Consider the following 23248-nt stretch of genomic DNA (forward strand, 5'->3'; position numbering starts at 1 on the left):
AGCTAGTGATAAGAGGAATTTTGAAAGTATTGACAGAATTGCTATAAAACGTTTTCTTTCTATGCAAACATTTGACTATTATATCTTTTAGGAGTAAACTAGGGGAGTAAAATATATTTAAGGAGAATTCATCATGAATTTAACATTTTTAGGTCTTTGTTTAGCCTGTTTTGGTGTGTCACTTGCGGAAGGTTTGATGATGAGCAATCTGTTCAAATCTGCATCACGTCAACCAGAAATTATTGGTCAATTGCGTAGTCTCTTGATTCTTGGTGTTGCCTTTGTCGAAGGTACTTTCTTTGTAACTTTGGCCATGGCCTTCGTTATTAAATAGACAACTCTATTTAGAAAAGGAGGTGTCAAACCTTGGAAGAAAGTGTGAATCCAACCCTAAATATTGGACCAGTATCCTTTGATTTGACCCTACTTGCCATGTCTCTTGTAACTGTTTTGACGGTCTTTGCCTTTGTCTATTGGGCAAGTCGCAAAATGACCCTTCGTCCAAAGGGCAAGCAAAATGCTCTGGAGATGATTTATGATTTTGTTATCGGTTTTACCAAGGGAAACATTGGGGAACATTATATGAAGGATTACTCTTTATTTTTGTTTTCTCTCTTTCTCTTTATCTTGGTAGCCAATAATATTGGCTTGATGGCAAAAATTCAGACAACAAACGGTTATAACTTATGGACTTCCCCAACGGCTAACCTTGGATATGACCTATCTCTTTCATTTTTGATCACCCTGATTGCTCATGTGGAAGGAATTCGTCGCCGAGGCATTAAGGAATACTTGAAGGCTTTTGCAACACCAGGATTTATGACCCCAATGAACCTCCTAGAAGAGGTGACTAATTTTGCATCCTTAGCGATTCGGATCTACGGGAATATTTTTGCTGGTGAAGTCTTAGCATCCTTGTTACTAAGCTTGTCGCAACTGGCCTTTTATTGGTATCCAGCAGCCTTTGTTGGAAGCATGTTATGGACAGCCTTTTCGATTTTCATTTCATGTATCCAAGCTTATGTATTTACCATGTTGTCTTCGATGTACATTGGTAAAAAAATAAACGGTGAGGAAGAGTAAGTAGAGGAGGAGTAGAAGATGGATTTAACTATTGGTACCATTATTGGTGACTTTATTCTGATCGCTGGTTCCTTCCTATTACTAATCTTTTTAGTAAAGAAATATGCTTGGGGCAATATTACCAGTATTTTGGATGCGCGTGCTGAAAAAATTACCAATGATATTGATGAAGCAGAAGCAGCTCGTCAAAAAGCTGAGGAACTAGCAAGTAAACGTGAAGAAGAGTTGGCAGGTAGCCGCAAAGAAGCTGCGTCTATCGTCGAAAATGCAAAGGAAACTGCAGAAAAGAACAAATCTCAGATTCTTTCAGAAGCCACTCAAGAAGCAGTACGTTTGAAAGAAAAAGCGCAACAAGAAATTGCGCATAACAAAGAAGAAGCATTGAACAGTATCAAAGGCGATGTGGCAGACCTAACCGTCAACTTGGCAGGTAAATTGCTAAGCCAACAGTTGGACTCTGAAGGCCATCGCCAACTGATTGATCGCTACCTAAATGAATTAGGAGATGCCTAATGGACAAAAAGCAATTAATGGTAATTGAGAAATATTCCCAGCCTTTTGTTCAATTGGTATTTGAAAAGAATCAGCAAGATGACGTTTATGAAAAATTAAGTCAAATTAAGGCTGTTTTTGAAGAAACAGGCCTTGCTGCATTTTTAGCTCATATCGGTGTAGAGGATGAAGAGAAGGCGAAGAGTCTGCGACTTTTCCAAAACTCGGATTCAGCATTACTAGACCATTTGATTGAAGTGGTTATTCTCAATCATCGTGAAGCCTTATTTTATGATATTGTCAGAGTTAGTATGGAGCAAATTCAACAGGTGAGCAACTGTTTCGAAGTAACCGTATCTTCGGTTGCAGGACTCGATCAGACTCAAAAAGAGAAGTTGATCCCTATTATTGAAAAGAAATTTGGTATTCAAGTTCGTTCTCTAAAAGAAACATTGGATCCAGATTTGATTGGTGGTTTTGTGGTTTCAGCAAATCACAAGACGCTTGATACTAGTCTCAAACGTCAATTGCAAGTCATAAAAGCAAATTTGAAATAGAAAGTGGTGTGAATTTTGGCGATTAACGCACAAGAAATCAGCGCTTTAATTAAGCAACAAATTGAAAATTTCCAGCCAAATTTTGACGTCACTGAGACAGGTGTTGTAACCTACATTGGTGACGGGATTGCGCGTGCTCATGGCCTTGAAAATGCAATGAGTGGTGAGTTGTTGATCTTTGAAAACGGCTCATACGGGATGGCGCAAAACTTGGAAACGACAGATGTCGGGATTATCATCCTTGGAGACTTTACGGATATTCGTGAAGGAGACTCGATTCGTCGGACTGGTAAAATCATGGAAGTCCCTGCCGGGGATGCCTTGATTGGTCGGGTTGTCAATCCTCTAGGTCAGCCAGTGGATGGCTTGGGAGAAATCGTGACAGATAAATTCCGTCCAGTTGAAACACCAGCTCCTGGTGTTATGCAACGGAAATCTGTATCAGAGCCTCTACAAACTGGGTTGAAAGCCATTGATGCCCTCGTTCCAATTGGACGAGGCCAACGGGAATTGATCATCGGAGACCGTCAAACAGGGAAAACCTCGATTGCTATCGATACCATCTTGAACCAAAAGGATCAAGATATGATTTGTATCTATGTAGCGATTGGACAAAAAGAATCAACAGTTCGGACGCAAGTAGAAACTCTCCGTAAATACGGAGCTATGGATTATACGATTGTGGTAACCGCTTCGGCTTCTCAACCGTCTCCATTGCTTTATTTGGCACCTTATGCTGGGGTTGCTATGGCAGAAGAGTTCATGTATAACGGTAAACATGTTTTGATCGTCTATGATGATTTGTCAAAACAAGCCGTAGCCTACCGTGAATTGTCCCTTCTTCTTCGTCGTCCGCCAGGACGTGAAGCCTTTCCAGGGGATGTCTTCTACCTTCACAGCCGTTTATTGGAACGTTCTGCGAAAGTATCGGATGAATTGGGAGGCGGTTCCATTACTGCGCTTCCAATTATTGAAACGCAAGCAGGGGATATTTCCGCTTATATCGCTACTAACGTGATTTCGATTACAGATGGCCAAATCTTCTTGCAAGATAGCCTCTTTAACTCAGGAATTCGTCCAGCCATCGATGCGGGATCATCTGTATCACGGGTTGGTGGATCAGCCCAAATCAAGGCCATGAAGAAGGTTGCGGGGACTCTCCGTATCGACCTAGCTTCCTACCGTGAGTTGGAAGCCTTCACCAAGTTTGGTAGTGACTTGGATGCTGCTACTCAAGCCAAGTTGAACCGTGGTCGCCGGACTGTAGAAGTCTTGAAGCAACCGGTCCATGAACCATTAACTGTTGAAAAACAGGTGGTGATCTTGTATGCTTTGACACATGGATTCTTGGATAGTGTACCAGTTGATGATATCCTTCGCTTTGAAGAGGAATTGTTTGCCTTTGTAGAAGCGCATCATCCAGAAATCTATGAAACCATTCGTACGACCAAAGATCTTCCAAGTGAAGAAACAATGGATGCAGTGGTTACTGACTTTGTCAACCAATCAAGTTTCAAATAGAAATAGGAGTGGCAGATGGCAGTTTCTTTAAATGATATCAAAAATAAAATTGCATCGACAAAGAATACCAGTCAAATTACGAATGCTATGCAGATGGTATCTGCTGCCAAACTTGGGAAGTCTGAGCAAGCTGCAAAGGACTTCCAAATTTACGCATCTAAGGTTCGTAAACTATTGACAGACCTCTTACATGGACACGAGGCTGAGAATGCTAAGTACCATCCATTTTTAAAGAGTCGCCCTGTAAAAAAGACAGCCTATATTGTGATTACGTCAGACCGTGGACTTGTTGGAGGCTACAATGCATCTATTCTTAAGTCTGTCATGGAACTAAAGGAAGAATACCATCCAACAGGTGAGGATTTTGAGGTCATCTGTATTGGAAGTATTGGGGCAGATTTCTTTAGAGCAAGAGGCATCCAGCCGGTTTATGAACTTCGTGGTCTAGCCGATCAACCAAGCTTTGATGAAGTACGGAAGATTATTAATAAGACGGTCCAAATGTATCAAAATGAATTGTTTGATGAATTGTATGTCTGTTATAATCACCATGTCAACAGTTTGACTAGTCAGTTGCGGGTAGAGCAAATGCTTCCGATTATTGACTTGGACCCCAAGCAAGCAGATGAAGATTATATCTTGAATCTGGAGTTGGAATCAGACCGCGATGCGATTTTGGATCAATTGCTTCCACAGTTTGCGGAAAGTATGATTTATGGAGCCATTATTGATGCAAAAACAGCTGAAAATGCTGCTGGTATGATGGCTATGCAAACAGCAACAGACAATGCCAAGAAGGTAATTGATGAATTGACCATTCAATACAACCGAGCTCGTCAGGCAACCATTACGCAAGAAATTACGGAAATTGTTGCAGGGGCGAGTGCGCTTGAGTAGTTGATTCGATGCACATTTTAACAATACAAAATTAAGCTTGATGGTATGTATTAACAAGCTTAGAAACTTAATAGAATAGGAGAATGACATGAGTTTAGGCAAAATTTCTCAGGTTGTAGGTCCTGTCGTTGACGTAGCTTTTGCTGCGGGTGATAAACTCCCTGAGATAAATAATGCGCTTGTAGTCTATAAAAATGACCAACAAAAATCAAAAGTCGTTCTTGAAGTAGCTCTTGAACTTGGGGATGGTGTTGTTCGCACCATTGCCATGGAATCAACAGATGGCTTGACTCGTGGAATGGAAGTATTGGACACTGGTCGTCCAATCTCTGTGCCTGTTGGAAAAGAAACTCTTGGACGGGTCTTTAACGTCTTAGGAGACACCATTGACTTGGAAGAAGCATTTCCAGAAGATGCTCCTCGTGAATCGATTCATAAAAAAGCTCCATCCTTTGATGAGCTTTCTACTTCAGAAGAAATTCTTGAAACAGGGATCAAGGTCATTGACCTCCTTGCCCCTTACCTGAAAGGTGGGAAGGTCGGCCTTTTCGGTGGTGCCGGAGTTGGGAAGACCGTCTTGATTCAAGAATTGATCCACAACATTGCCCAAGAGCACGGTGGGATCTCTGTATTTACAGGAGTTGGAGAACGGACTCGTGAAGGGAATGACCTCTACTGGGAAATGAAGGAATCTGGCGTTATCGAAAAAACAGCCATGGTCTTTGGACAAATGAACGAACCACCAGGAGCACGGATGCGTGTAGCTCTTACTGGTTTGACCATTGCGGAATACTTCCGTGATGTTGAAGGTCAGGACGTTCTCTTGTTCATCGACAATATCTTCCGTTTCACCCAAGCTGGTTCAGAAGTATCAGCCCTTTTGGGACGGATGCCATCAGCCGTTGGTTACCAACCTACTTTGGCAACTGAAATGGGACAATTGCAAGAACGGATTACCTCAACCAAGAAAGGTTCTGTTACATCAATCCAAGCCATTTATGTGCCAGCCGATGACTATACAGATCCTGCCCCAGCAACAGCTTTCGCCCATTTGGACTCTACAACCAACTTGGAACGTAAATTGGTTCAATTGGGGATTTACCCTGCTGTGGACCCATTGGCATCTAGCTCTCGTGCCCTTTCTCCAGACATCGTAGGAGAAGAGCACTATGCAGTGGCTTCTGAGGTCAAACGCGTCCTTCAACGTTACCATGAATTGCAAGATATCATTGCTATCTTAGGAATGGATGAATTGTCTGATGATGAAAAGACCTTGGTAGCTCGTGCTCGTCGCATTCAGTTCTTCCTGTCTCAAAACTTTAACGTTGCGGAACAATTTACTGGTCAACCAGGTTCCTATGTACCGGTTGCAGAAACTGTTCGTGGCTTTAAGGAAATTTTGGATGGAAAGCATGACCACTTGCCTGAGGATGCCTTCCGTGGTGTCGGTTCGATCGAAGATGTGATTGCTAAAGCTGAGAAAATGGGATTCTAAGAAGAGGTGAAAGATGAGTCAAATGAACGTCCAAATCGTTACACCGGATGGACTGGTTTATGATCATCGTGCCGCATTTGTATCTGTCAAGACAATTGATGGTGAATTAGGGATTTTACCTCGTCATATCAATACCATTGCGGTTTTGGCTGTAGACCAAGTGAAGGTCCGTCGGATCGATGACGAAAAACACATTGATTGGATCGCCGTGAATGGTGGGATTATCGAAGTGGCAGATAATGTCATTACCATCGTAGCGGATTCGGCGGAACGCGCTCGAGACATTGATATTAGCCGTGCTGAGCGTGCAAAATTGCGTGCTGAAAAAGCCCTTGAAGAAGCCAAAGATCAACATTCAGTTGATATGGAGCGTCGTGCAAAAATTGCCCTTCAACGCGCTATTAACCGGATTAATGTCGGAAATCGATTATAAAAGTAAAAAGAAGTTGATTGGATCGACTTCTTTTTTTGTCCTCGAAGGATGGTATGAAGAAGAAAAGGGGAGAGTTCTTATGGTATAATAGGGGTATGATTCAGATGATATTTACTTTTTGTAGCCACTTATTGTTTATTTCTTTTGCCTACCACCTTCTTTCAACGGTGGTTCAGTGGGAGCGTTTTTTAAAGGTGACTGCCGGTACAGCCGTGAAAATTCGGCTTCTAATATTATTCATCAGTATCAGTCTGGGATACTTGACTAGTAGCTTTTTTATTAGTGTTTATGAATTCAGTCGACATCTCTTCAATGGAAACTTTTAGCTTCTTTTTTAATGAATTTATGGTATGATAGTAGTCGTGACTGAATGAAATGGAGTAATAACGAGTATGGACAAAATTATTGTAAATGGTGGTCAAAATCGCCTAGTTGGAACTGTAAAGATTGAAGGAGCAAAGAATGCAGTCCTTCCCCTTTTAGCAGCATCTGTTTTGGCCAGTGAAGGAACAACGACCTTGACCAATGTTCCTGTTTTATCTGATGTCTTTACAATGAATAATGTCGTTCGTGGCTTGAACACTCAAGTTACGTTTGATGAGGAGACCAATACAGTAGTCGTTGATGCGACTCAACCATTAACAGAAGAAGCGCCTTACAAATATGTCAGCAAGATGCGAGCTTCGATCGTCGTTTTAGGCCCTGTCTTGGCTCGGAATGGTCATGCCAAAGTTTCCATGCCGGGTGGATGTACCATTGGTAGTCGTCCAATCGATTTGCACTTGAAGGGCTTGGAAGCTATGGGGGCTAAGATCACTCAAACCGCGGGCTATATTGAAGCAAAAGCAGATCGTCTTCATGGGGCGCATATCTATATGGATTTCCCATCTGTAGGTGCCACCCAAAATATCATGATGGCAGCGACACTAGCAGAAGGCACCACTGTTATCGAAAATGCAGCCCGCGAACCTGAGATTGTGGATTTGGCTTCTCTTTTAAATAAAATGGGCGCTAAGGTGCGTGGAGCTGGAACAGAAACCTTGACGATTGTTGGGGTAGATCGCTTGCATGGAGCGGTTCACAATGTTGTTCAAGACCGAATTGAAGCAGGAACCTTCATGGTTGGTGCAGCCATGACGGGTGGTGACGTTTTAATTGAAGATGCTATTTGGGAACACAACCGCCCTCTTCTTTCTAAGATGCAAGAAATGGGTGTTGAGGTAACGGAAGAAGAAAATGGTATTCGCATTCGCTCAGATATCTCTAAATTGAAACCAGTGACGGTAAAAACCCTGCCTTATCCAGGCTTCCCGACAGATATGCAAGCCCAATTTACAGCCTTGATGGCTATGGCTTCTGGGGAATCTACTATGATTGAAACGGTCTTTGAGAATCGTTTCCAACACTTAGAAGAAATGCGTCGGATGGGCTTACACTCAGATATCATGCGAGATACAGCCCGCATTCAAGGTGGAGCTAGCTTACAAGGGGCTGAAGTGATGTCGACAGACTTGCGTGCTAGTGCGACCTTGATTTTAATGGGGCTTGTAGCTGAGGGAGAAACCAAAGTGAGCAAGTTAACACACCTTGACCGTGGATATTTTAAATTCCATGAGAAATTGGTGGCTCTTGGAGCAGATGTACGTCGTGTGAAGGAAGATGATGATGAAAACTAAATTAAAAGCAATCGGGAAACAACTAGGCATCGTTTTACTTGTTGTCTTTATCTTAGTCATTGTCTTTGCCCTTGGTCTGGTCATTGGCTACGGGGTGATTGGAAATGGTAAAGACCCTTGGGCCATCCTTTCAACAGAAACTTGGAAGGAAATCCTACAGAAATTTACAGGTAAGTAACTATTTATCAAAAAGAGGAGCTTGAGATTGTAATCCCAGGCTCTTTCCCATTCAGTAGAAATAGAGGAAACCATTGTGGCAAACGATCAACAAAAACCACTTAAAATGAAAAAATCGGGACAAACCTTACTAGGCTTGGTGGTAGCTGCAGCTCTCTCAATCGGCGGGTATTATTTTAGTCAACCCCAGCCAATCGCTAGTCACTCTCAAGTTCAAACGGTTGTCACTTCGAGTCAAGAAGTAACACCAAGTAAAGAACTAGCAGAGAGTGTTCTGACGGATGGTGTTCGTGCGAAACTGGGTAAGAGCATTCAGTGGAACGAAGCAGGAGCTTTCATCATAAATCAGAACAAAACTAATCTGGATGCGGATGTTGCGAGTCTCCCTTATGCAGATACCAAGACAAAAACAGTAAAAGGACGAGAAATTCCTACGGTTGCCAACGCTTTGATGACCAAGGCGACTCGTCAATACCAAAAAAGAGAACAAATGGACATAGATTGGACGCCAGCTGGTTGGCACCAAGTGACTAATTTAGCTGGCGAATATGACCATGCGGTTGATCGAGGCCATCTTTTGGGTTATGCCTTGATAGGAAAACTGGATGGTTTTGATGCTTCAACCAGTAATCCAAAGAATATAGCTGTCCAAACAGCTTGGGCTAACCAAGCGCGTGATAGAGACTCTACTGGTCAAAATTATTATGAAACCCTCGTTCGCAAAGCATTAGACAAAAATAAGCGGGTCCGCTACCGGGTGACCCTCCATTATGCTACAGAACAGGATTTAGTTCCTGTCGGTAGTCAAATTGAAGCAAAATCTAGAGATGGAAGTCTAGAGTTTAACGTTTTTGTACCAAATGTTCAAAGTGGGATTAGTTTAGACTATGAAACAGGTCAAGTGACAGTTTATCAGTGATGATTAGTAGGTGAGAGAAGGTTAAAGGTTGTTTTAGTCCTTCTCTTTTCTATTCTAAAACGACTCATAAGCCTTGGTCAGAAGGAACTACTTGGATGTGAATTCGTTCTGACCAAGCCTTTTTGACTGAATTGAATCTTTCTTTAGGATTGTTTAAGAAAACTATGATAGAATAGTATTCTTATAAGATCTACATGAGAGGTCTTCCGGACGAAAGGAGGGGCTTGTGAAAACAATTTTTTCAATGATTCGGTTTATGATTCGAGCCATTTGGAGTCTATTTTGGGGATTATTTTGGACACTTGCCCTTAGCTTTGCCTTGATGGTCGGGATCCTTTTTTTCTCTGGTAAAACTGGTAAGGGGATGGATGGAGTCAGTCGGGCTGTAGAGACGGTTGTTAACCAGGTAGAAGCCTATCTCAATAGAGACGGGAGCTTTGGTAGTCCTAGTGATCAAACAGCCCAGGATGGAGTGACCACGGATGGTCATACTGCTACAGGAGCCCGCTGGGACCAACCCAAGGCAACAGTTTATATAGATCCTACGATTGATAGGGCCTTTGTTCGTGCCTATCAAGAAGCGGTAAAAGCCTGGAATCAGACAGGAGCCTTTACCTTTCAGTTTGTCAAAACAGAAGAGGAGGCTGATGTTATCTTGACGCAGATGGATGATGCGACGGTTTCGGCAGCAGGCGAGGCCGAATCCCAAACCAATGTTTTAACCAATCGATTTCAGAAGGTGACAGTCCGTCTCAATCGCCACTATTTATTGAGCTGGAAATATGGCTACTCCAATCAACGGATTGTCAACACAGCTGAGCATGAATTAGGCCATGCTATTGGTCTCGATCACAATGAAGAAGAATCAGTCATGCAGTCAGCGGGCTCCTTTTACAGCATTCAAGAAATGGATATCCAAGCTGTTCGTCAACTATACAAGGAGTAAGGATGATCAAACGCATACTGTATCTTATTCGAACCTTTCCAGAACAAGTGGCACTCTTCGTGTTTAACTCTGGAATCTTTCTTTGGATATCCCAAAAAGGTCAAGCAATTTCCCATGAATTAGGCATTCAACAGGCTTGGGAAAACTATGCTCCTGAGGGAGTCCGTCAATTTTTCGGGGACAATAAGGAAGCTGTTCAAGCTTTCTTCTCCCATTCGGCCATTACTTGGCTGATTGGCTCCATGATTATCCTGCTTGTGATTCGCTTTGTGAAGGGAGTCATCAAATGGGGCTTGTTTTTGCTGGTGATTGGCATCGGGCTTTTCCTAGCCTATCAGTACAGTCAAATAGCTTCCAATGTCTCAGTCGTTTAAAAATAGTTAAAGGTCAAGCGCGTCTAGCGTTTGGCCTTTTCTTCAATTGTCAATTTGTCAAAAGTAAGGTACAATGAAACTATGATTATTTTACAAGCCAACAAAATTGAACGCTCTTTTGCAGGGGAGGTTCTTTTTGATAATATCAGCCTGCAAGTGGATGAACGGGACCGGATTGCCCTGGTCGGAAAGAATGGAGCTGGCAAGTCGACGCTCTTAAAAATCTTGGTGGGAGAAGAAGAGCCGACTTCTGGGGAAATCAATAAAAAACGGGACCTTTCCCTCTCTTATCTAGCTCAAGATAGCCGCTTTGAGTCATCCAATACCATCTACGATGAAATGCTCCATGTCTTTGACTCTCTCCGTAAGACGGAGAAAACTTTACGGCAGATGGAGCTTGAGATGGGGGAAAAAACTGGAGCTGACTTAGAAAAGCTCATGCAGGATTATGACCGTCTATCGGAAGAATTCCGTCAGGCTGGTGGCTTCACCTATGAGGCAGATATCCGCGCTATTCTAAATGGCTTCAAGTTTGATGAGTCCATGTGGCAGATGAAGATTGAAGAGCTGTCTGGTGGGCAAAATACCCGTCTGGCTCTGGCCAAGATGCTTTTAGAAAAACCAAATCTTTTGGTACTGGACGAGCCGACCAACCACTTGGATATTGAGACCATTGCCTGGTTGGAAAACTACCTGGTCAATTATAGTGGGGCCCTTCTCATTGTCAGTCACGACCGCTATTTCCTAGATAAGGTCGCTACCATTACACTGGACTTGACCAAGCATTCTTTGGACCGCTATGTCGGCAATTACTCCAGCTTTGTGGAACAAAAAGAACAAAAGCTTCTGACCGAAGCCAAGAACTACGAGAAGCAACAAAAAGAAATAGCTGCTCTGGAAGACTTTGTCAATCGCAATTTGGTGCGGGCGTCGACCACCAAACGGGCCCAGTCTCGACGCAAGCAGTTGGAAAAAATGGAGCGTCTAGACAAGCCTGAAGCTGGGACCAAGTCTGCCCATATGACCTTCCATTCTGATAAGGCCTCTGGCAATGTTGTTTTGACAGTAGAAGAGGCGGCTGTCGGCTATGATGATCAAATCCTGTCCGAGCCGATCAATCTGGATATCCGTAAGATGAATGCGGTCGCTATTGTAGGACCAAATGGGATCGGGAAATCTACTCTTATCAAGTCTATTGTCGGGCAGATTCCTTTCATCAAGGGGGAAGCCCGTTTTGGAGCCAATGTCGAGGTGGGCTACTATGACCAGACCCAAAGTAAACTAACCCCTCATAACAGTGTCTTGGATGAGCTCTGGAATGACTTTAAACTGACACCAGAAGTGGAAATTCGCAATCGCCTAGGAGCTTTCCTTTTCTCAGGGGACGATGTCAAGAAAACCGTCGGCATGCTGTCGGGAGGAGAGCGGGCGCGCCTGCTCTTAGCCAAGCTTTCTATGGAGAATAATAACTTCTTGATTCTAGATGAGCCGACCAACCACTTGGACATCGATAGCAAGGAAGTACTGGAAAATGCCTTGATTGATTTTGATGGGACCCTGCTCTTTGTCAGCCACGACCGCTACTTTATCAATCGGGTAGCGACCCAAGTCTTAGAACTCTCAGAAGAGGGCTCGACCCTTTATCTGGGAGACTATGATTATTATCTGGAGAAAAAAGCAGAGTTAGAGGCCCTTGCTGCAGCGCAAGCAGAAGCTGAGCCCGCTTCTTCAACGGAAGAAGTCACCAGCAATGATTATCACTTGCAAAAGCAAAATCAAAAGGAACTCCGCAAAATCACCCGTCGCATTGAGCAATTGGAAGCAGAGATGGAAGAGCTGGATCAAAAAATCCAAGCCATCACTGAGACCATGCATAGCACCAATGATGCAGCCGACTTAGTTCAACTCCAGAGTGACCTGGACCAACTGACTGTCCAGCAGGAAGCGGTCATGGAAGAGTGGGCAGAACTGTCAGAGCAGGTGGAATAGATGGAAGATTTAGGCAAAGTTTTTCGTGAATTTCGAATCAGTAAAAATTATTCATTGAAAGAAGCTGCAGACCACCAATGAAACCGGCGAACTCATGGAGAGCCAGTAGCAAATCGACCAGCTGACTGCCACCTAAGAAGAAGCCATGCTAGAATGGGAAGAATTAGCGGAGAAAGTGTAGTTTTCTAATTTGCCTAAGGAGAACATTATGACGACTGAAAATGATTGGTTTATGAAGCAGATTAAAGGTGTAGCCGATATAATTGGTACAACTTTGCGCCTACAGATTCAGAATTTAGATTTGGGGCAGTACGAGGATGAGGAAGGAAAACTCATCAACGGGAATCACTATCTTCAGCAAGTTTTAGAAGAGTAGCGCTTTGCAGAGGCCATTTCTTTTGTTGAAGAGCAGATGAAACGCCTACCTCTTCATCAGTATGATCTATTGGTTGATTGGCTGATTTCTTACTTAAGACAATTAGATTTTTCCGTTAAAGAAGAACATGGATTCTACGAAGGATACTTGCAAGAGTTAGAAAGGTACTTAAAGGAATTTAAGTGGTAATCAAATGGAAGATTTAGGCAAAGTTTTTCGTGAATTTCGAATCAGCAAAAATTATTCGTTAAAAGAAGCTGCGGGAGAAGCTTGCTCGACCTCCCAGTTATCCCGTTTTGAATTGGGGGAGTCGGATCTTGCTACGTCTCGCTTCTTTGAGATATTAGACAATATCCATGTGTCGATTGAAAATTTTATGGATAAGGCTAGAAATTTCCAACACCATGAGCATGTGGCCTTGATGGCTCAGATTATTCCGCTTTACTATGCAAATGATATTGCTGGTTTTCAAAGGCTTCAAGGAGAACAACTTGAAAAGGCTAAACGCTCGACCAATCCCCTCTATTTTGAATTGAACTGGATTTTGTTACAAGGGCTGATTTGCCAGAGAGATGCCAGCTACACGATGAAGCAAAGTGATCTGGAAAAGGTGGCAGATTATCTCTTTCAAACGGAAGAATGGACCATGTATGAGTTGATCCTCTTTGGCAATCTTTATAGCTTTTATGATGTGGATTATGTCACTCGGCTTGGTAGAGAAGTGATGGAGCGGGAAGATTTCTACAAGGAAATTGGTCGCCATCGAAAACTGGTCTTGATTCTAGCCCTCAATTGTTACCAGCATTGTTTAGAACACCGTTCTTTTGAAAATGCTAGTTATTTTGAAGTCTACGTGGATAAAATTATTGGCAAGAGCATCAAACTCTACGAACGCAATGTCTTTCATTATCTCAAGGGATTTGCTCTCTATCAGAAGGGGCAAACAGAAGAAGGGCGTCAGCAAATGCAAGAGGTTATGCATATTTTTGATGTGCTAGGTCTTCCAGAGCAGGTAGCTTACTATCAAGAACACTATGATAAATTTGTAATAGATGAATGTTCCTAAATAAGGGAGAGATAAGGGAGATTTTATGAACCGACATGCGGTCCAATTAATTAGTCGTGGAGCGATTACCAAAATTGGAAATATGCTCTATGATTATGGGAATAGTGTCTGGCTGGCCTCAATGGGGACTATAGGAAAGACGGTATTAGGAATCTATCAGATTTCTGAGTTAGTGACAGGGATCCTCGTGAATCCTTTTGGAGGGGTGATTTCAGACCGTTTTTCCCGTCGCAAGATTTTGATGACGACCGACTTGGTGTGTGGTCTCCTGTGTTTGGCGATTTCTTTTATCAGAAATGATCGTTGGATGATTGCGGCTCTGATTGTTGCTAATATTGTTCAGGCCATTGCCTTTGGTTTTTCTCGACCTGCCAATAAAGCCATTATTACAGAAGTTGTGGAGAAAGAAGAGATTGTAACCTATAATGCGCACTTGGAGCTGGTCTTACAAGTTGTTAGTGTCAGTTCTCCCGTGTTTTCTTTCCTAGTTCTACAATTTGCCAGTCTCCATGCGACCCTCTTACTAGATGCGCTGACCTTTTTCATTGCCTTTGTCCTAGTGGCATTCCTTCCGAAAGAAGTAGCAAAGGTTCAAGAAAAGAAACAGTTTACGGGGAAAGATATTTTTTCTGATATCAAGGAGGGGTTAGACTATATCTGGCATCAGAAAGACATTTTCTTTCTCTTGTTGGTAGCTTCCGGCGTTAATTTCTTTTTTGCGGCTTTTGAGTTTTTACTTCCATTTTCCAATCGACTCTACGGGGGCAAGGGGGCTTATGCGACCATCTTAACATTGGGAGCTATTGGATCTATTCTAGGAGCACTTGTTGCCAATAAAATTACATCAAGTATGAAAATTCTCCTGTTTTTACTTATCATGGCAGGTGTAGGAGTGTTCATGATGGGCTTGCCTCTTCCGACTTATCTTTCCTTGTCGGGAAATCTGGTCTGTGAATTTTTTGTGACCATTTTCGACATTCACGTTTTTACTCAAGTGCAAACCAAGGTGGAAGATGATTATCTGGGGAGAGTCTTGAGTACGATTTATACTTTGGCTGTTCTCTTTATGCCCATCGCCAAAGGTTTGATGACTTGGTTGCCAAGTGTCCGAGTAGAATCCTTTCTCCTGATTGGAGCTGGAGTTATTCTCTTTTCACTCTTGGCTCAGCTAGTAGCTAAGCAGCTTCAATCAAAAGAACAGTAGGGATCCTTTTATAAAATTGTAATTTATTAATTTTCCCAAATAGGGGACAAAATGAAAACCTCTTTCATGAACTGATACAATAGTTTCAGAAAATGAAGGAGGTTTTTTTATGAATCGACACGCAGTCCAATTAATTGCTCGTGGGGCGATCAATAGAATGGGAAATATGCTCTATGATTATGGGAACAGTGTCTGGCTGGCCTCGATGGGGACTATAGGAAAGACAGTGTTGGGGATTTATCAAATTTCTGAACTTGTCACCTCCATTCTAGTCAATCCATTTGGAGGCGTGATCTCAGACCGTTTTTCCCGTCGCAAGATTTTGATGACGACCGACTTGGTGTGTGGTCTTCTTTGTTTGGCGATTTCTTTTATCAGGAACGATCGTTGGATGATTGCAGCCCTGATTGTTGCCAATATTGTTCAGGCCATTGCCTTTGCATTTTCTCGTACGGCCAACAAAGCCATCATCACTGAGGTCGTAGAGAAGGACGAGATTGTGACCTATAATGCCCGCTTGGAGTTGGTCTTACAGGTTGTCGGTGTTAGCTCACCTGTGTTCTCTTTCCTTGTTTTACAATTTGCCAGTCTCCATGCTACCCTCTTACTAGATGCGCTGACCTTTTTCATCGCCTTTGTCCTAGTGGCATTCCTTCCGAAAGAAGAAGCCAAAGTTCAAGAAAAGAAAGGGCTTACGGGAAAAGATATTTTTTCGGATATCAAGGATGGATTGCACTATATCTGGCATCAGAAAGAGATTTTCTTCCTTCTCTTGGTGGCTTCCAGCGTCAATTTCTTTTTTGCAGCTTTTGAGTTTTTACTTCCATTTTCCAATCGACTCTACGGGGTCAAGGGCGCTTATGCGACCCTCTTAACTTTGGGGGCTATTGGCTCCATCATCGGAGCCTTGATTGCTAATAAATTTAAATCAAGCATGGAGATGCTTCTCTTCTTATTGATTTTAACAGGAGTGGGAGTGTTCATGATGGGCTTGCCCCTTCCGCATCTTCTTTCCTTTTCTGGAAATTTGGTCTGTGAACTCTTTATGACGATTTTTAACATCCACTTTTTTACCCAGGTTCAAACCAAGGTAGAAGGAGACTATCTGGGCAGGGTCTTAAGCACCATTTTTACCCTAGCCATTCTCTTTATGCCCATCGCAAAAGGCTTGATGACCTGGTTACCTAGTGTTCGAGTAGAATCCTTTCTCCTGATTGGAGCTGGTGTTATTCTACTCTCAGTGATTGCATCAGTCTATGCTAAACGATTTAGTCATATTCCTGTTTAGAGAGAAGGCTACAATATTTTACAGGAAATACCAGGTTAAAGACCTTGAAAAGGTAGACTTTTTCAAGGTTTTTTTTCATGGCGAGACCTCTTAGAAAGTTGACTCTTCCGTATTTAGTTTGATGGAAGGGAGGTTTAGAAAAGAGTAAAAAAGAAAACCTATTTTGGGAAAGTAATTTCCGGTTCCTATCCTGAGCTTTTTCTGGTAAAATCTAAATAAGTGATGCCTTACTAGAGATGGTTAGCTTCCCAGTCTATCCGACTGGAGTAGTTTTGTCCAATCTTTTTATAGCATAAGTTCTCTTGTTTTGAGAATCATGCCTTCTAATTCATTTTAGCTAGTTTGGCAGTTGACCATTTTCATGTTGTGGGGAATATATGATAGGGACCCGGCAAGGACTTGATTATGAGTCGCTTGATAGCCTTTCGTTCTAGGGATATGATCAATCGATTCTTTTATTAAGTTTAGTTGAAAATGAGAAGGAGATGGTCTTGTTTGACTAACGAGAAGTAGACCATGTATACTTGTCACCAGAAGGGATGAAGTTTCCTTGGGACCGGTTTGCTAGTTCTTCATCAGATAAGAAGGAAAATGTAAATGAATAAAAATGTATTTAGAAGATCATTAGGAATTTGGTTATTGGTGATAGGATTGCTGGTTTATAGCTATTTTCAGGCAATACCAGGTTTACATTCCCTTGAGCCCCCTCAAAAATTGTATAAGCAAGGCTTCGTTTATAAGTCGAAAGATAGTGAGGATGTTTTGGCAGTAAAAGTATTGGACATAGATCTAATTCCAGTTAAAACAGATGAGGCCCAATACTTTTTAATTAAGCATGAATATGGCGTTACGGCCATGAAGGCAACTTATCATACGGTCTATTCATTGCTTCAAATGAAAGCTAGATTTCCTAATCAAGATAACCCACTAGAATCAGGTGGATTCTATCTAAGTGTTATAGTGATTCCTGAGGTGGAAAAAAGACGGAAAAAAAGTGACGTGGTTCATATTAGTCAGTCTTTTAAACAAAGGCTTGAAGAAAAATTCCATCAAAGTGCTCTCTCAAAAGGTAATTCTAGTATCGACTTGACTCATCTTCTAAAATCAATGCAAGAGGAAAGTCGGGTGAATTTATTTGCCAAGCCTGTATTTATTGCCCTTGTTGCTTTCTTCTTTACCTTAAAGGCTATCAGTCTGATGTTTCGACTGCGCAGGAAGTTTAGACGGTTTGATTCCTTATTTCCAGCCTATGCCTCTCATACAGACCAATTGATTAAAGATGCGGACTATAGTGACAAAAAACTGGAACTCCTTGTGCACCAGGGCATTCTCGTATTTTATGGTATGGATTTTGAAATACTGCCAGTAGATGACATTGAAGAAATCAAACTGTTTAGGGTTCGTAGAAAGAGTTTTTATCGCTACAAGATGAAGATTATCTTTTATTCAAGTCGCCGGCCTTATGTTTTTGAAATTAAAAAAAGATATATAGAAGCTTATTATCCCTTCATCAAGTATTTGAGAAGTCTTGCACCAATCGTTGTTGAAGATGGATGGAAGATGAATTACAGGTAAAGGGATTGGGGCTGATAATCTACAAATAATCCTAAAAAGTGACTCGAGGCAGGTGATGGTGCTTCGAGTCTTTTTGTCTCATCTATCTTTTTCTGGCTAAAAAAATGAGAGAGGAATCATACATTCTGATTAAAAGCGAACAGAGGAATCCTGAACTCCTAGAATCAATTAGTGGCTCTTGGGAAAAGTAGCATGAGATTTTCAAGGACCTCTTTCAAGCTAAAATCTTGCTGAATTGATGTAAGTCTATGAGGCGTATATCTGTACTCTATGTGAAGGAGAGTTAGATGAGAAAACCTGTTTTCGGAAAGCAATTTCAGGTCTCTTTTCCTATCTTTTTCTGGTAAAATAAAAATAAGTGATGTCATACCATCAATGATGAGCTTCTCAGTCAATCGAACTGGTGAGGCTTTCTTCATTCTTTTTTAGTAGAAGTTCTCTTGCTTTGAGAATCATATCTTCTAATTCGTTTTAGCCAGTTTGGAGGGGACAAATGAAAAAATATTATCGCTTATTGAAGGACTGTTTTGAGGACAAAGATTCGGTTTTAACAGAGTTAATCAACTTAGAAGCGATCCAACATCTTCCAAAAGGGACAGAATTTTTCGTCAGTGATCTTCACGGCGAGTACGGGGCTTTTGATTACTTGTTGAGAAATGGTTCGGGCATCGTTCGCAAGAAAATCGAAGAGTGCTTTGAAGAGACTAGATCAGAAAAGGAAAAAGATAATCTAGCTTTTGTCATCTATTACCCTGAAGAGAAAATCAAGTGGGAAGTGGAGAAGGAAGGACTTCCAGCAACTCAAAAGATGCTAGCAGACATGGTGCCGGATCTGGTTCAACTGGTTCAGTATATTGGAAGCAAGTATACTCGTTCTAAAATTCGTAAACTCATGCCTCGGCACTTTAGCTATATTATTGAAGAACTTTTGGCTGAGATTGAACGATGTGCCAACAAAGAGCAGTACTTCCAGATAATCATTGACAAGGTTCGGTATCTTGGGAAGTTAGAATTCCTCATCATTACTTTAGCCGAGTTGATTCAGAGCTTAGCTGTCGATCACCTTCATGTTGTGGGGGACATTTATGATAGGGGGCCAGCTCCTGACTTGATCATGGACCGCTTGATGGCCTTTCGTTCAGTAGATATTCAATGGGGGAATCACGATGTAACCTGGATGGGAGCCATGGCTGGTTCTTTGATATGTATGGTGAACAATATTCGGATTGCTGCTCGTTACAACAGTTTAAGCTTAATTGAAGACTGCTACGGGATCAATCTTCGTCCCTTGATTACTTATAGCCAGACCCATTATCGTCCTGAGCCTTCCTTTGATCCGATATTAGACGAAGGGGATATTAGCCAAGAGGAAAGAGTCCTTCTCAACCAATTGCAACAGGCTACAGCAATCCTACAGTTTAAGTTAGAGGATGCCTTGATTGAGAGACAAGCTGACTTTCAGATGGGACATCGGCAAGTGCTACGAAAGATCAATTATGAAGCAGGCACGATTAGCCTAGGTCAAGCAACTTATCCTTTGAAAGACTTCAATGCTTCTTGTATTGATCCTGAGAATCCTGGCCGCCTAACAGAAGAAGAAGAAGCCCTGTTGGGCCAATTAAGACAAAACTTCCAATCTTCTGAACGGTTGAAGCGGCATGTTGATTTTCTCTTCGAGCAAGGATCCATGTATCTAGCTTATAATGATGTCTTACTCTATCATGGCTGTATCCCGATGCATGATAATGGTGATTTCAAATCCTTGCGCATCCAGCAAACTTCCTATAGTGGAAAAGCCTTATTGGATTTCTTTGAAGAGCAAATACGGAAGTCCTATCGTCGTCCAGATATCAATGAGGATTTGGCAACAGACCTGTTCTGGTATCTGTGGGTGGGAGAATCTTCCTCCTTGTTTGGAAAGACTGCCATGACCACCTTTGAGCGTTACTACATAGAGGATAAGGCAAGTCATGAAGAAAAGAAGAATCCCTATTATACCCTTCGACAGTATCCGGACATTTGTGAACGGATACTGCAAGAGTTTGGTGTAGATCCTCAGCATCATATTGTCAATGGTCATACTCCTGTTCGAGAAATCGATGGAGAAAATCCAATCAAGGCAGATGGTCGTCTCTTAGTCATTGATGGAGGCTTTGCCAAGGGCTACCAAAAAACAACGGGACAAGCGGGCTACACCTTAGTGTCCAATAGTTATGGTCTAGAATTAGTGGCCCATAAACCATTTGAGAATATAGCAACAGTCTTAGCAGGTCAAGCTGGAATTATGTCTACTAAACGATTGGTGGAATTGGCAACCCATCGTAAGCTAGTTAAGGATACAACGATTGGGAAAAAATTATCCCAAGAGATTCAAGATTTAGAATGGCTCTATCGTCACTATGAGGACTATTGAGGAAGAGATTGTAGGATAGAATTGCGAGAGTTTGAGCAAAGAAAAAAGCACTGGAATTGGTTTGAACTGCCCCCCAAAAGTTAGATAGAAAAAATCTAACTTTTGGGGTGCAGTTCATTGGTTCTTCAGTCTTTTTTTAAAATAGAGAAAGTAAAAAACTCTTAAGAATAGCGCTACATCAGCATTCTTAAGAGTTTTTACTATATGGCGCCTAACCTACAAAATGGCAATCTTTCTATTGCTGGTGGGGTTTGTCTGCGTTCTGAGCACCGGAATTGGTGCTTTTTTATGCTTCATCGATCTTTTTGTCTTTATTCTTATCACCAGACATTTTGTGTCCCAGTTGTTTCTTAGCCTCTTTTAACTCATGTTTTAATGAGAAATTTTTTGGAAGGCTGACTAAGAAAGTCACCAGCGAACCAAGAAGGACACAAACCAGAATCAAAATGATGAGAGGGAGTTTAAATTGGACCAGCAAAAAGTTCACAGTCACCGTTTGCATATTGGCCAAGGAAATAATCGCAATAAGCAAGACTGCAATCAGTAGTGCAACATATTGTAGTTTTCGTTTATTCATTTTGGCTCCCTATTCTTCTAATTCAGCTTTGCTTTTCACATCAGCATATTCTTCCGCCTTTTCAAGGCTTAAGATATCATTGTAAGTCGCTAAGACGATGTCTTGTCCATATTTTTTCTTTAGAGCTGTTGTCACCAAGCGATAGGCCAAATTGGCGTTGCGAGAGAGAATAGGACCGTGGAAGTAGCTACCAAAGACGTTTTTGTAATGAACGCCTTCGCAACCATCTTCTTTATTGTTCCCATTTCCGTAGACAACCTTGCCCAGCGGTTTTTCATCCTCTGCCAAGAAGGTCCGACCTTGGTGGTTCTCAAAACCATAGTAGGTTTCATTGAACTCTTCGTTATGGATTTTAATGTCGCCAATGTAGCGATTGTTTTCTTGATTAAGGGTATAGTGGCCCAGGATTCCTAAACCTTCAATACGCTTTCCAGAGGCCTCAATGTAGTACTTTCCTAAGAGTTGAAAGCCACCACAGATTGCGAGGACAACCCCATCATTTTGGATAAAGCGCTCAAGATCTTCTTTTTTATCCGATAGATCCTCTGATACAATGGCCTGCTCATAGTCTTGGCCTCCACCGAAAAAGGCGATATCGTAGACTTCTGGATCAAAGCGGTCTTTGAGAGAAACGATATCCACAGTGACATGAGCACCAAGCTTCTCCGCAACGTACTTGAGCATGAGGATATTGCCGTTGTCTCCGTAGGTATTCATCAGGTTTCCATAAAGGTGGGCAATTCTTAATTCATACTGGTAGTTTGCCTGATTAGGGGATTGTAGTGAAGTATAAGTCATTAATTCATCTCCTTTTCAATCAGGTGTTCTTGAGCTAGAAGTTCACGGAACTCTAGCATGGCCGTATAGGTAGCTAAAATATAGGCGTGAGGTGTTTCCTGTTGCTGGATGCGTTGGAAGACCTCTTTTAATGCAGCCATTTCTGTGATTTTTTCAGCCGGATATCCAGTGACGCGAATTCGCCGAGCAATTTCAGAGTGGCGTACCCCTCCAGCGTTGATTTCTGGAATGTCCATCTGGGTGATTTGTTCAAAGTCTGCGTCCCAGATCCAGCTGGTGTCGATCCCATCTGCGTAGTTAGCATTGAGGAGGACTGATAAGCTAAATGGATAAGGAGCTAGTTTGATCATTTCAATGGCTTGGGTCGCACCAACTGGATTTTTGATCAGGACTAAGGTACATTCTTTATCCCCAATCTTAAAGGTTTCCTGACGACCAAAGACAGCCTTACTCTTGTCAAATCCGTGTTTGATCACCTCCGAAGAAACGTCAAAGTAGTGGGCTACTGCAACAGCTGCCAAGGCATTATAGATATTATAGAGACCTCCAATGTTGATGGAATACTCTTTGTCTCCAATTTTAAATCGAGAAGAAGTGTGGGTCAATTGAGTTAATTCATCAACCGCCACAGTCAATGGAGGACGATGGAAGCCACAGCTTTCACAAATGTAATCCCCCAGATTGGCATAGGTGTTTAATTGATAAGTTAAAATACCGTGACACTCTGGACAGACAATTCCTTCTGTATTGTAGTGGGCTAATTGAGGAGCTGTTTTTTCCGTATCAAATCCAAAATATTGAACGGGATTTGGTAGGGGAAGGGTGTGGAAAAGTGGGCTATCCCCATTCATCAGAACAGTCGCTTGAGGCGCTTTTTTAATCCCATCTAAAATCATCCGATAAGTCGTGTAGATTTCCCCATAGCGATCCATTTGATCCCGGAAAATATTGGTGATTACAAACAAGGTCGGAGTGATGTAGTCACAAATTCGAGACAGGCTGGCTTCATCGATTTCAAGAACAGCAATCGGACGGCCAGAAGAAGCCTTTGCATTCAAAAAGGTCGTTGTAATGCCAGAAATCATATTGGCACCACTAGGATTGGTCACGATGGGTCCAAACGCTTCTTGAAGAATTCCTACTGTGAGAGCCGTTGTTAAGGTTTTTCCATTGGTACCTGTAATCACCACAATCTCGTAGTTTTCCGCCAAATGTTGCAAAATATCTTTATCAATTTGAAGGGCAATCTTTCCTGGAAGCGTAGAGCCACGACCAAGCATACGCAAGAGGCGACTACTTGTTTTTCCGGCTAAGAGCCCAATACTAGTCTTAATCTTCATAATTCATATTTTATCACAAAAACTAGAAGAAGGTTACAGAAAAATCTGTTGA

23 protein-coding genes and 1 pseudogene are annotated in these 23248 nt (G+C 42.1%); 21 read left to right on the forward strand and 3 right to left on the reverse strand.

The genetic code is table 11. The features are described from left to right. The first annotated feature begins 133 nt into the window (after window positions 1–133). The 21 genes and pseudogenes from E5S68_RS01145 (at window position 134) to E5S68_RS01255 (ending at window position 20481) form a co-directional block, all read left to right on the forward strand. Window positions 134–334: a F0F1 ATP synthase subunit C gene (locus E5S68_RS01145; protein ID WP_023022742.1), complete on the forward strand. Its 201-nt coding sequence runs from the start codon at window positions 134–136 to the stop codon at window positions 332–334. 32 nt (window positions 335–366) lie between these two features. After that, complete coding sequence (gene atpB / locus E5S68_RS01150; protein WP_135782005.1) at window positions 367–1083, forward strand: F0F1 ATP synthase subunit A; 717 nt, start codon at window positions 367–369, stop codon at window positions 1081–1083. Between the two features lie 18 nt (window positions 1084–1101). Then, complete coding sequence (gene atpF / locus E5S68_RS01155) at window positions 1102–1596, forward strand: F0F1 ATP synthase subunit B (RefSeq protein WP_135782006.1); 495 nt, start codon at window positions 1102–1104, stop codon at window positions 1594–1596. After that, window positions 1596–2132, forward strand: coding sequence for a F0F1 ATP synthase subunit delta (locus tag E5S68_RS01160; protein ID WP_135782007.1), 537 nt, complete (start codon window positions 1596–1598; stop codon window positions 2130–2132). Before atpF ends, E5S68_RS01160 begins: the two co-directional genes overlap by 1 nt. Window positions 2133–2147: 15 nt before the next feature. Further along, the gene (atpA, locus tag E5S68_RS01165) at window positions 2148–3653 is read left to right on the forward strand and encodes a F0F1 ATP synthase subunit alpha (RefSeq protein ID WP_135782008.1); all 1506 of its coding nucleotides are present in this window, start codon (window positions 2148–2150) and stop codon (window positions 3651–3653) included. Window positions 3654–3668: 15 nt separating this feature from the next. After that, the gene (locus tag E5S68_RS01170) at window positions 3669–4550 is read left to right on the forward strand and encodes a F0F1 ATP synthase subunit gamma (RefSeq protein ID WP_135782009.1); all 882 of its coding nucleotides are present in this window, start codon (window positions 3669–3671) and stop codon (window positions 4548–4550) included. Between the two features lie 88 nt (window positions 4551–4638). Next, the gene (gene atpD, locus E5S68_RS01175) at window positions 4639–6045 is read left to right on the forward strand and encodes a F0F1 ATP synthase subunit beta (protein ID WP_135782010.1); all 1407 of its coding nucleotides are present in this window, start codon (window positions 4639–4641) and stop codon (window positions 6043–6045) included. 13 nt (window positions 6046–6058) lie between these two features. After that, window positions 6059–6478: a F0F1 ATP synthase subunit epsilon gene (locus E5S68_RS01180; RefSeq protein WP_135782011.1), complete on the forward strand. Its 420-nt coding sequence runs from the start codon at window positions 6059–6061 to the stop codon at window positions 6476–6478. Window positions 6479–6573: 95 nt separating this feature from the next. Beyond that, on the forward strand, window positions 6574–6804 hold the full coding sequence (locus E5S68_RS01185) for a DUF1146 family protein (RefSeq protein WP_135782012.1): 231 nt from the start codon (window positions 6574–6576) through the stop codon (window positions 6802–6804). A gap of 66 nt (window positions 6805–6870) precedes the next feature. Continuing rightward, on the forward strand, window positions 6871–8154 hold the full coding sequence (murA, locus tag E5S68_RS01195; RefSeq protein ID WP_135782013.1) for a UDP-N-acetylglucosamine 1-carboxyvinyltransferase: 1284 nt from the start codon (window positions 6871–6873) through the stop codon (window positions 8152–8154). Then, window positions 8144–8332 (forward strand): DNA-directed RNA polymerase subunit beta, encoded by a 189-nt coding sequence (locus E5S68_RS01200; protein ID WP_135782014.1) that lies wholly within the window; start codon window positions 8144–8146, stop codon window positions 8330–8332. Before murA ends, E5S68_RS01200 begins: the two co-directional genes overlap by 11 nt. Window positions 8333–8437: 105 nt before the next feature. Next, the gene (locus tag E5S68_RS01205) at window positions 8438–9250 is read left to right on the forward strand and encodes a DNA/RNA non-specific endonuclease (RefSeq protein WP_195563589.1); all 813 of its coding nucleotides are present in this window, start codon (window positions 8438–8440) and stop codon (window positions 9248–9250) included. A 226-nt stretch (window positions 9251–9476) separates the two neighbouring features. After that, entirely contained in the window at window positions 9477–10196 is a 720-nt protein-coding gene (locus E5S68_RS01210) for a matrixin family metalloprotease (protein ID WP_135782016.1), read from the forward strand. Between the two features lie 2 nt (window positions 10197–10198). Beyond that, window positions 10199–10570, forward strand: coding sequence for a hypothetical protein (locus tag E5S68_RS01215; protein WP_135782017.1), 372 nt, complete (start codon window positions 10199–10201; stop codon window positions 10568–10570). Between the two features lie 81 nt (window positions 10571–10651). Next, window positions 10652–12559 carry an ABC-F family ATP-binding cassette domain-containing protein gene (locus tag E5S68_RS01220; RefSeq protein ID WP_135782018.1) on the forward strand — a complete coding sequence of 636 codons (1908 nt, stop codon included), beginning with the start codon at window positions 10652–10654 and terminating at the stop codon, window positions 12557–12559. Window positions 12560–12767: 208 nt separating this feature from the next. Beyond that, window positions 12768–13124: pseudogene (locus E5S68_RS10825) on the forward strand (hypothetical protein). A 4-nt stretch (window positions 13125–13128) separates the two neighbouring features. Further along, window positions 13129–14001: an XRE/MutR family transcriptional regulator gene (locus tag E5S68_RS01235; protein ID WP_135782019.1), complete on the forward strand. Its 873-nt coding sequence runs from the start codon at window positions 13129–13131 to the stop codon at window positions 13999–14001. A gap of 25 nt (window positions 14002–14026) precedes the next feature. Then, window positions 14027–15205, forward strand: coding sequence for an MFS transporter (locus tag E5S68_RS01240; RefSeq protein ID WP_135782020.1), 1179 nt, complete (start codon window positions 14027–14029; stop codon window positions 15203–15205). A gap of 109 nt (window positions 15206–15314) precedes the next feature. Then, a complete protein-coding gene (locus E5S68_RS01245; protein ID WP_135782021.1) occupies window positions 15315–16493 on the forward strand; it encodes an MFS transporter in 1179 nt (392 codons plus the stop codon). A gap of 597 nt (window positions 16494–17090) precedes the next feature. Next, window positions 17091–18068 (forward strand): hypothetical protein, encoded by a 978-nt coding sequence (locus tag E5S68_RS01250; protein WP_135782022.1) that lies wholly within the window; start codon window positions 17091–17093, stop codon window positions 18066–18068. A gap of 493 nt (window positions 18069–18561) precedes the next feature. Next, complete coding sequence (locus E5S68_RS01255) at window positions 18562–20481, forward strand: fructose-1,6-bisphosphatase (RefSeq protein WP_135782023.1); 1920 nt, start codon at window positions 18562–18564, stop codon at window positions 20479–20481. 286 nt (window positions 20482–20767) lie between these two features. Here the strand turns inward: E5S68_RS01255 and E5S68_RS01260 are convergent, their stop codons facing one another. Genes E5S68_RS01260 through murT form a run of 3 tightly spaced genes read right to left on the reverse strand, consistent with a single transcriptional unit; the run spans window position 20768 to window position 23196 of the window. Continuing rightward, entirely contained in the window at window positions 20768–21058 is a 291-nt protein-coding gene (locus tag E5S68_RS01260) for a LapA family protein (RefSeq protein WP_135782024.1), read from the reverse strand. A gap of 9 nt (window positions 21059–21067) precedes the next feature. Further along, the gene (gatD, locus tag E5S68_RS01265; RefSeq protein ID WP_135782025.1) at window positions 21068–21856 is read right to left on the reverse strand and encodes a lipid II isoglutaminyl synthase subunit GatD; all 789 of its coding nucleotides are present in this window, start codon (window positions 21854–21856) and stop codon (window positions 21068–21070) included. Beyond that, window positions 21856–23196, reverse strand: coding sequence for a lipid II isoglutaminyl synthase subunit MurT (gene murT / locus E5S68_RS01270; RefSeq protein ID WP_135782026.1), 1341 nt, complete (start codon window positions 23194–23196; stop codon window positions 21856–21858). The genes gatD and murT overlap by 1 nt, the downstream gene beginning before the upstream one ends. Between the last annotated feature and the right edge of the window lie 52 nt (window positions 23197–23248).

It is taken from the genome of Streptococcus rubneri (genome assembly GCF_004785935.1).
Classification (GTDB): Bacteria; Bacillota; Bacilli; order Lactobacillales; family Streptococcaceae; genus Streptococcus; species Streptococcus rubneri.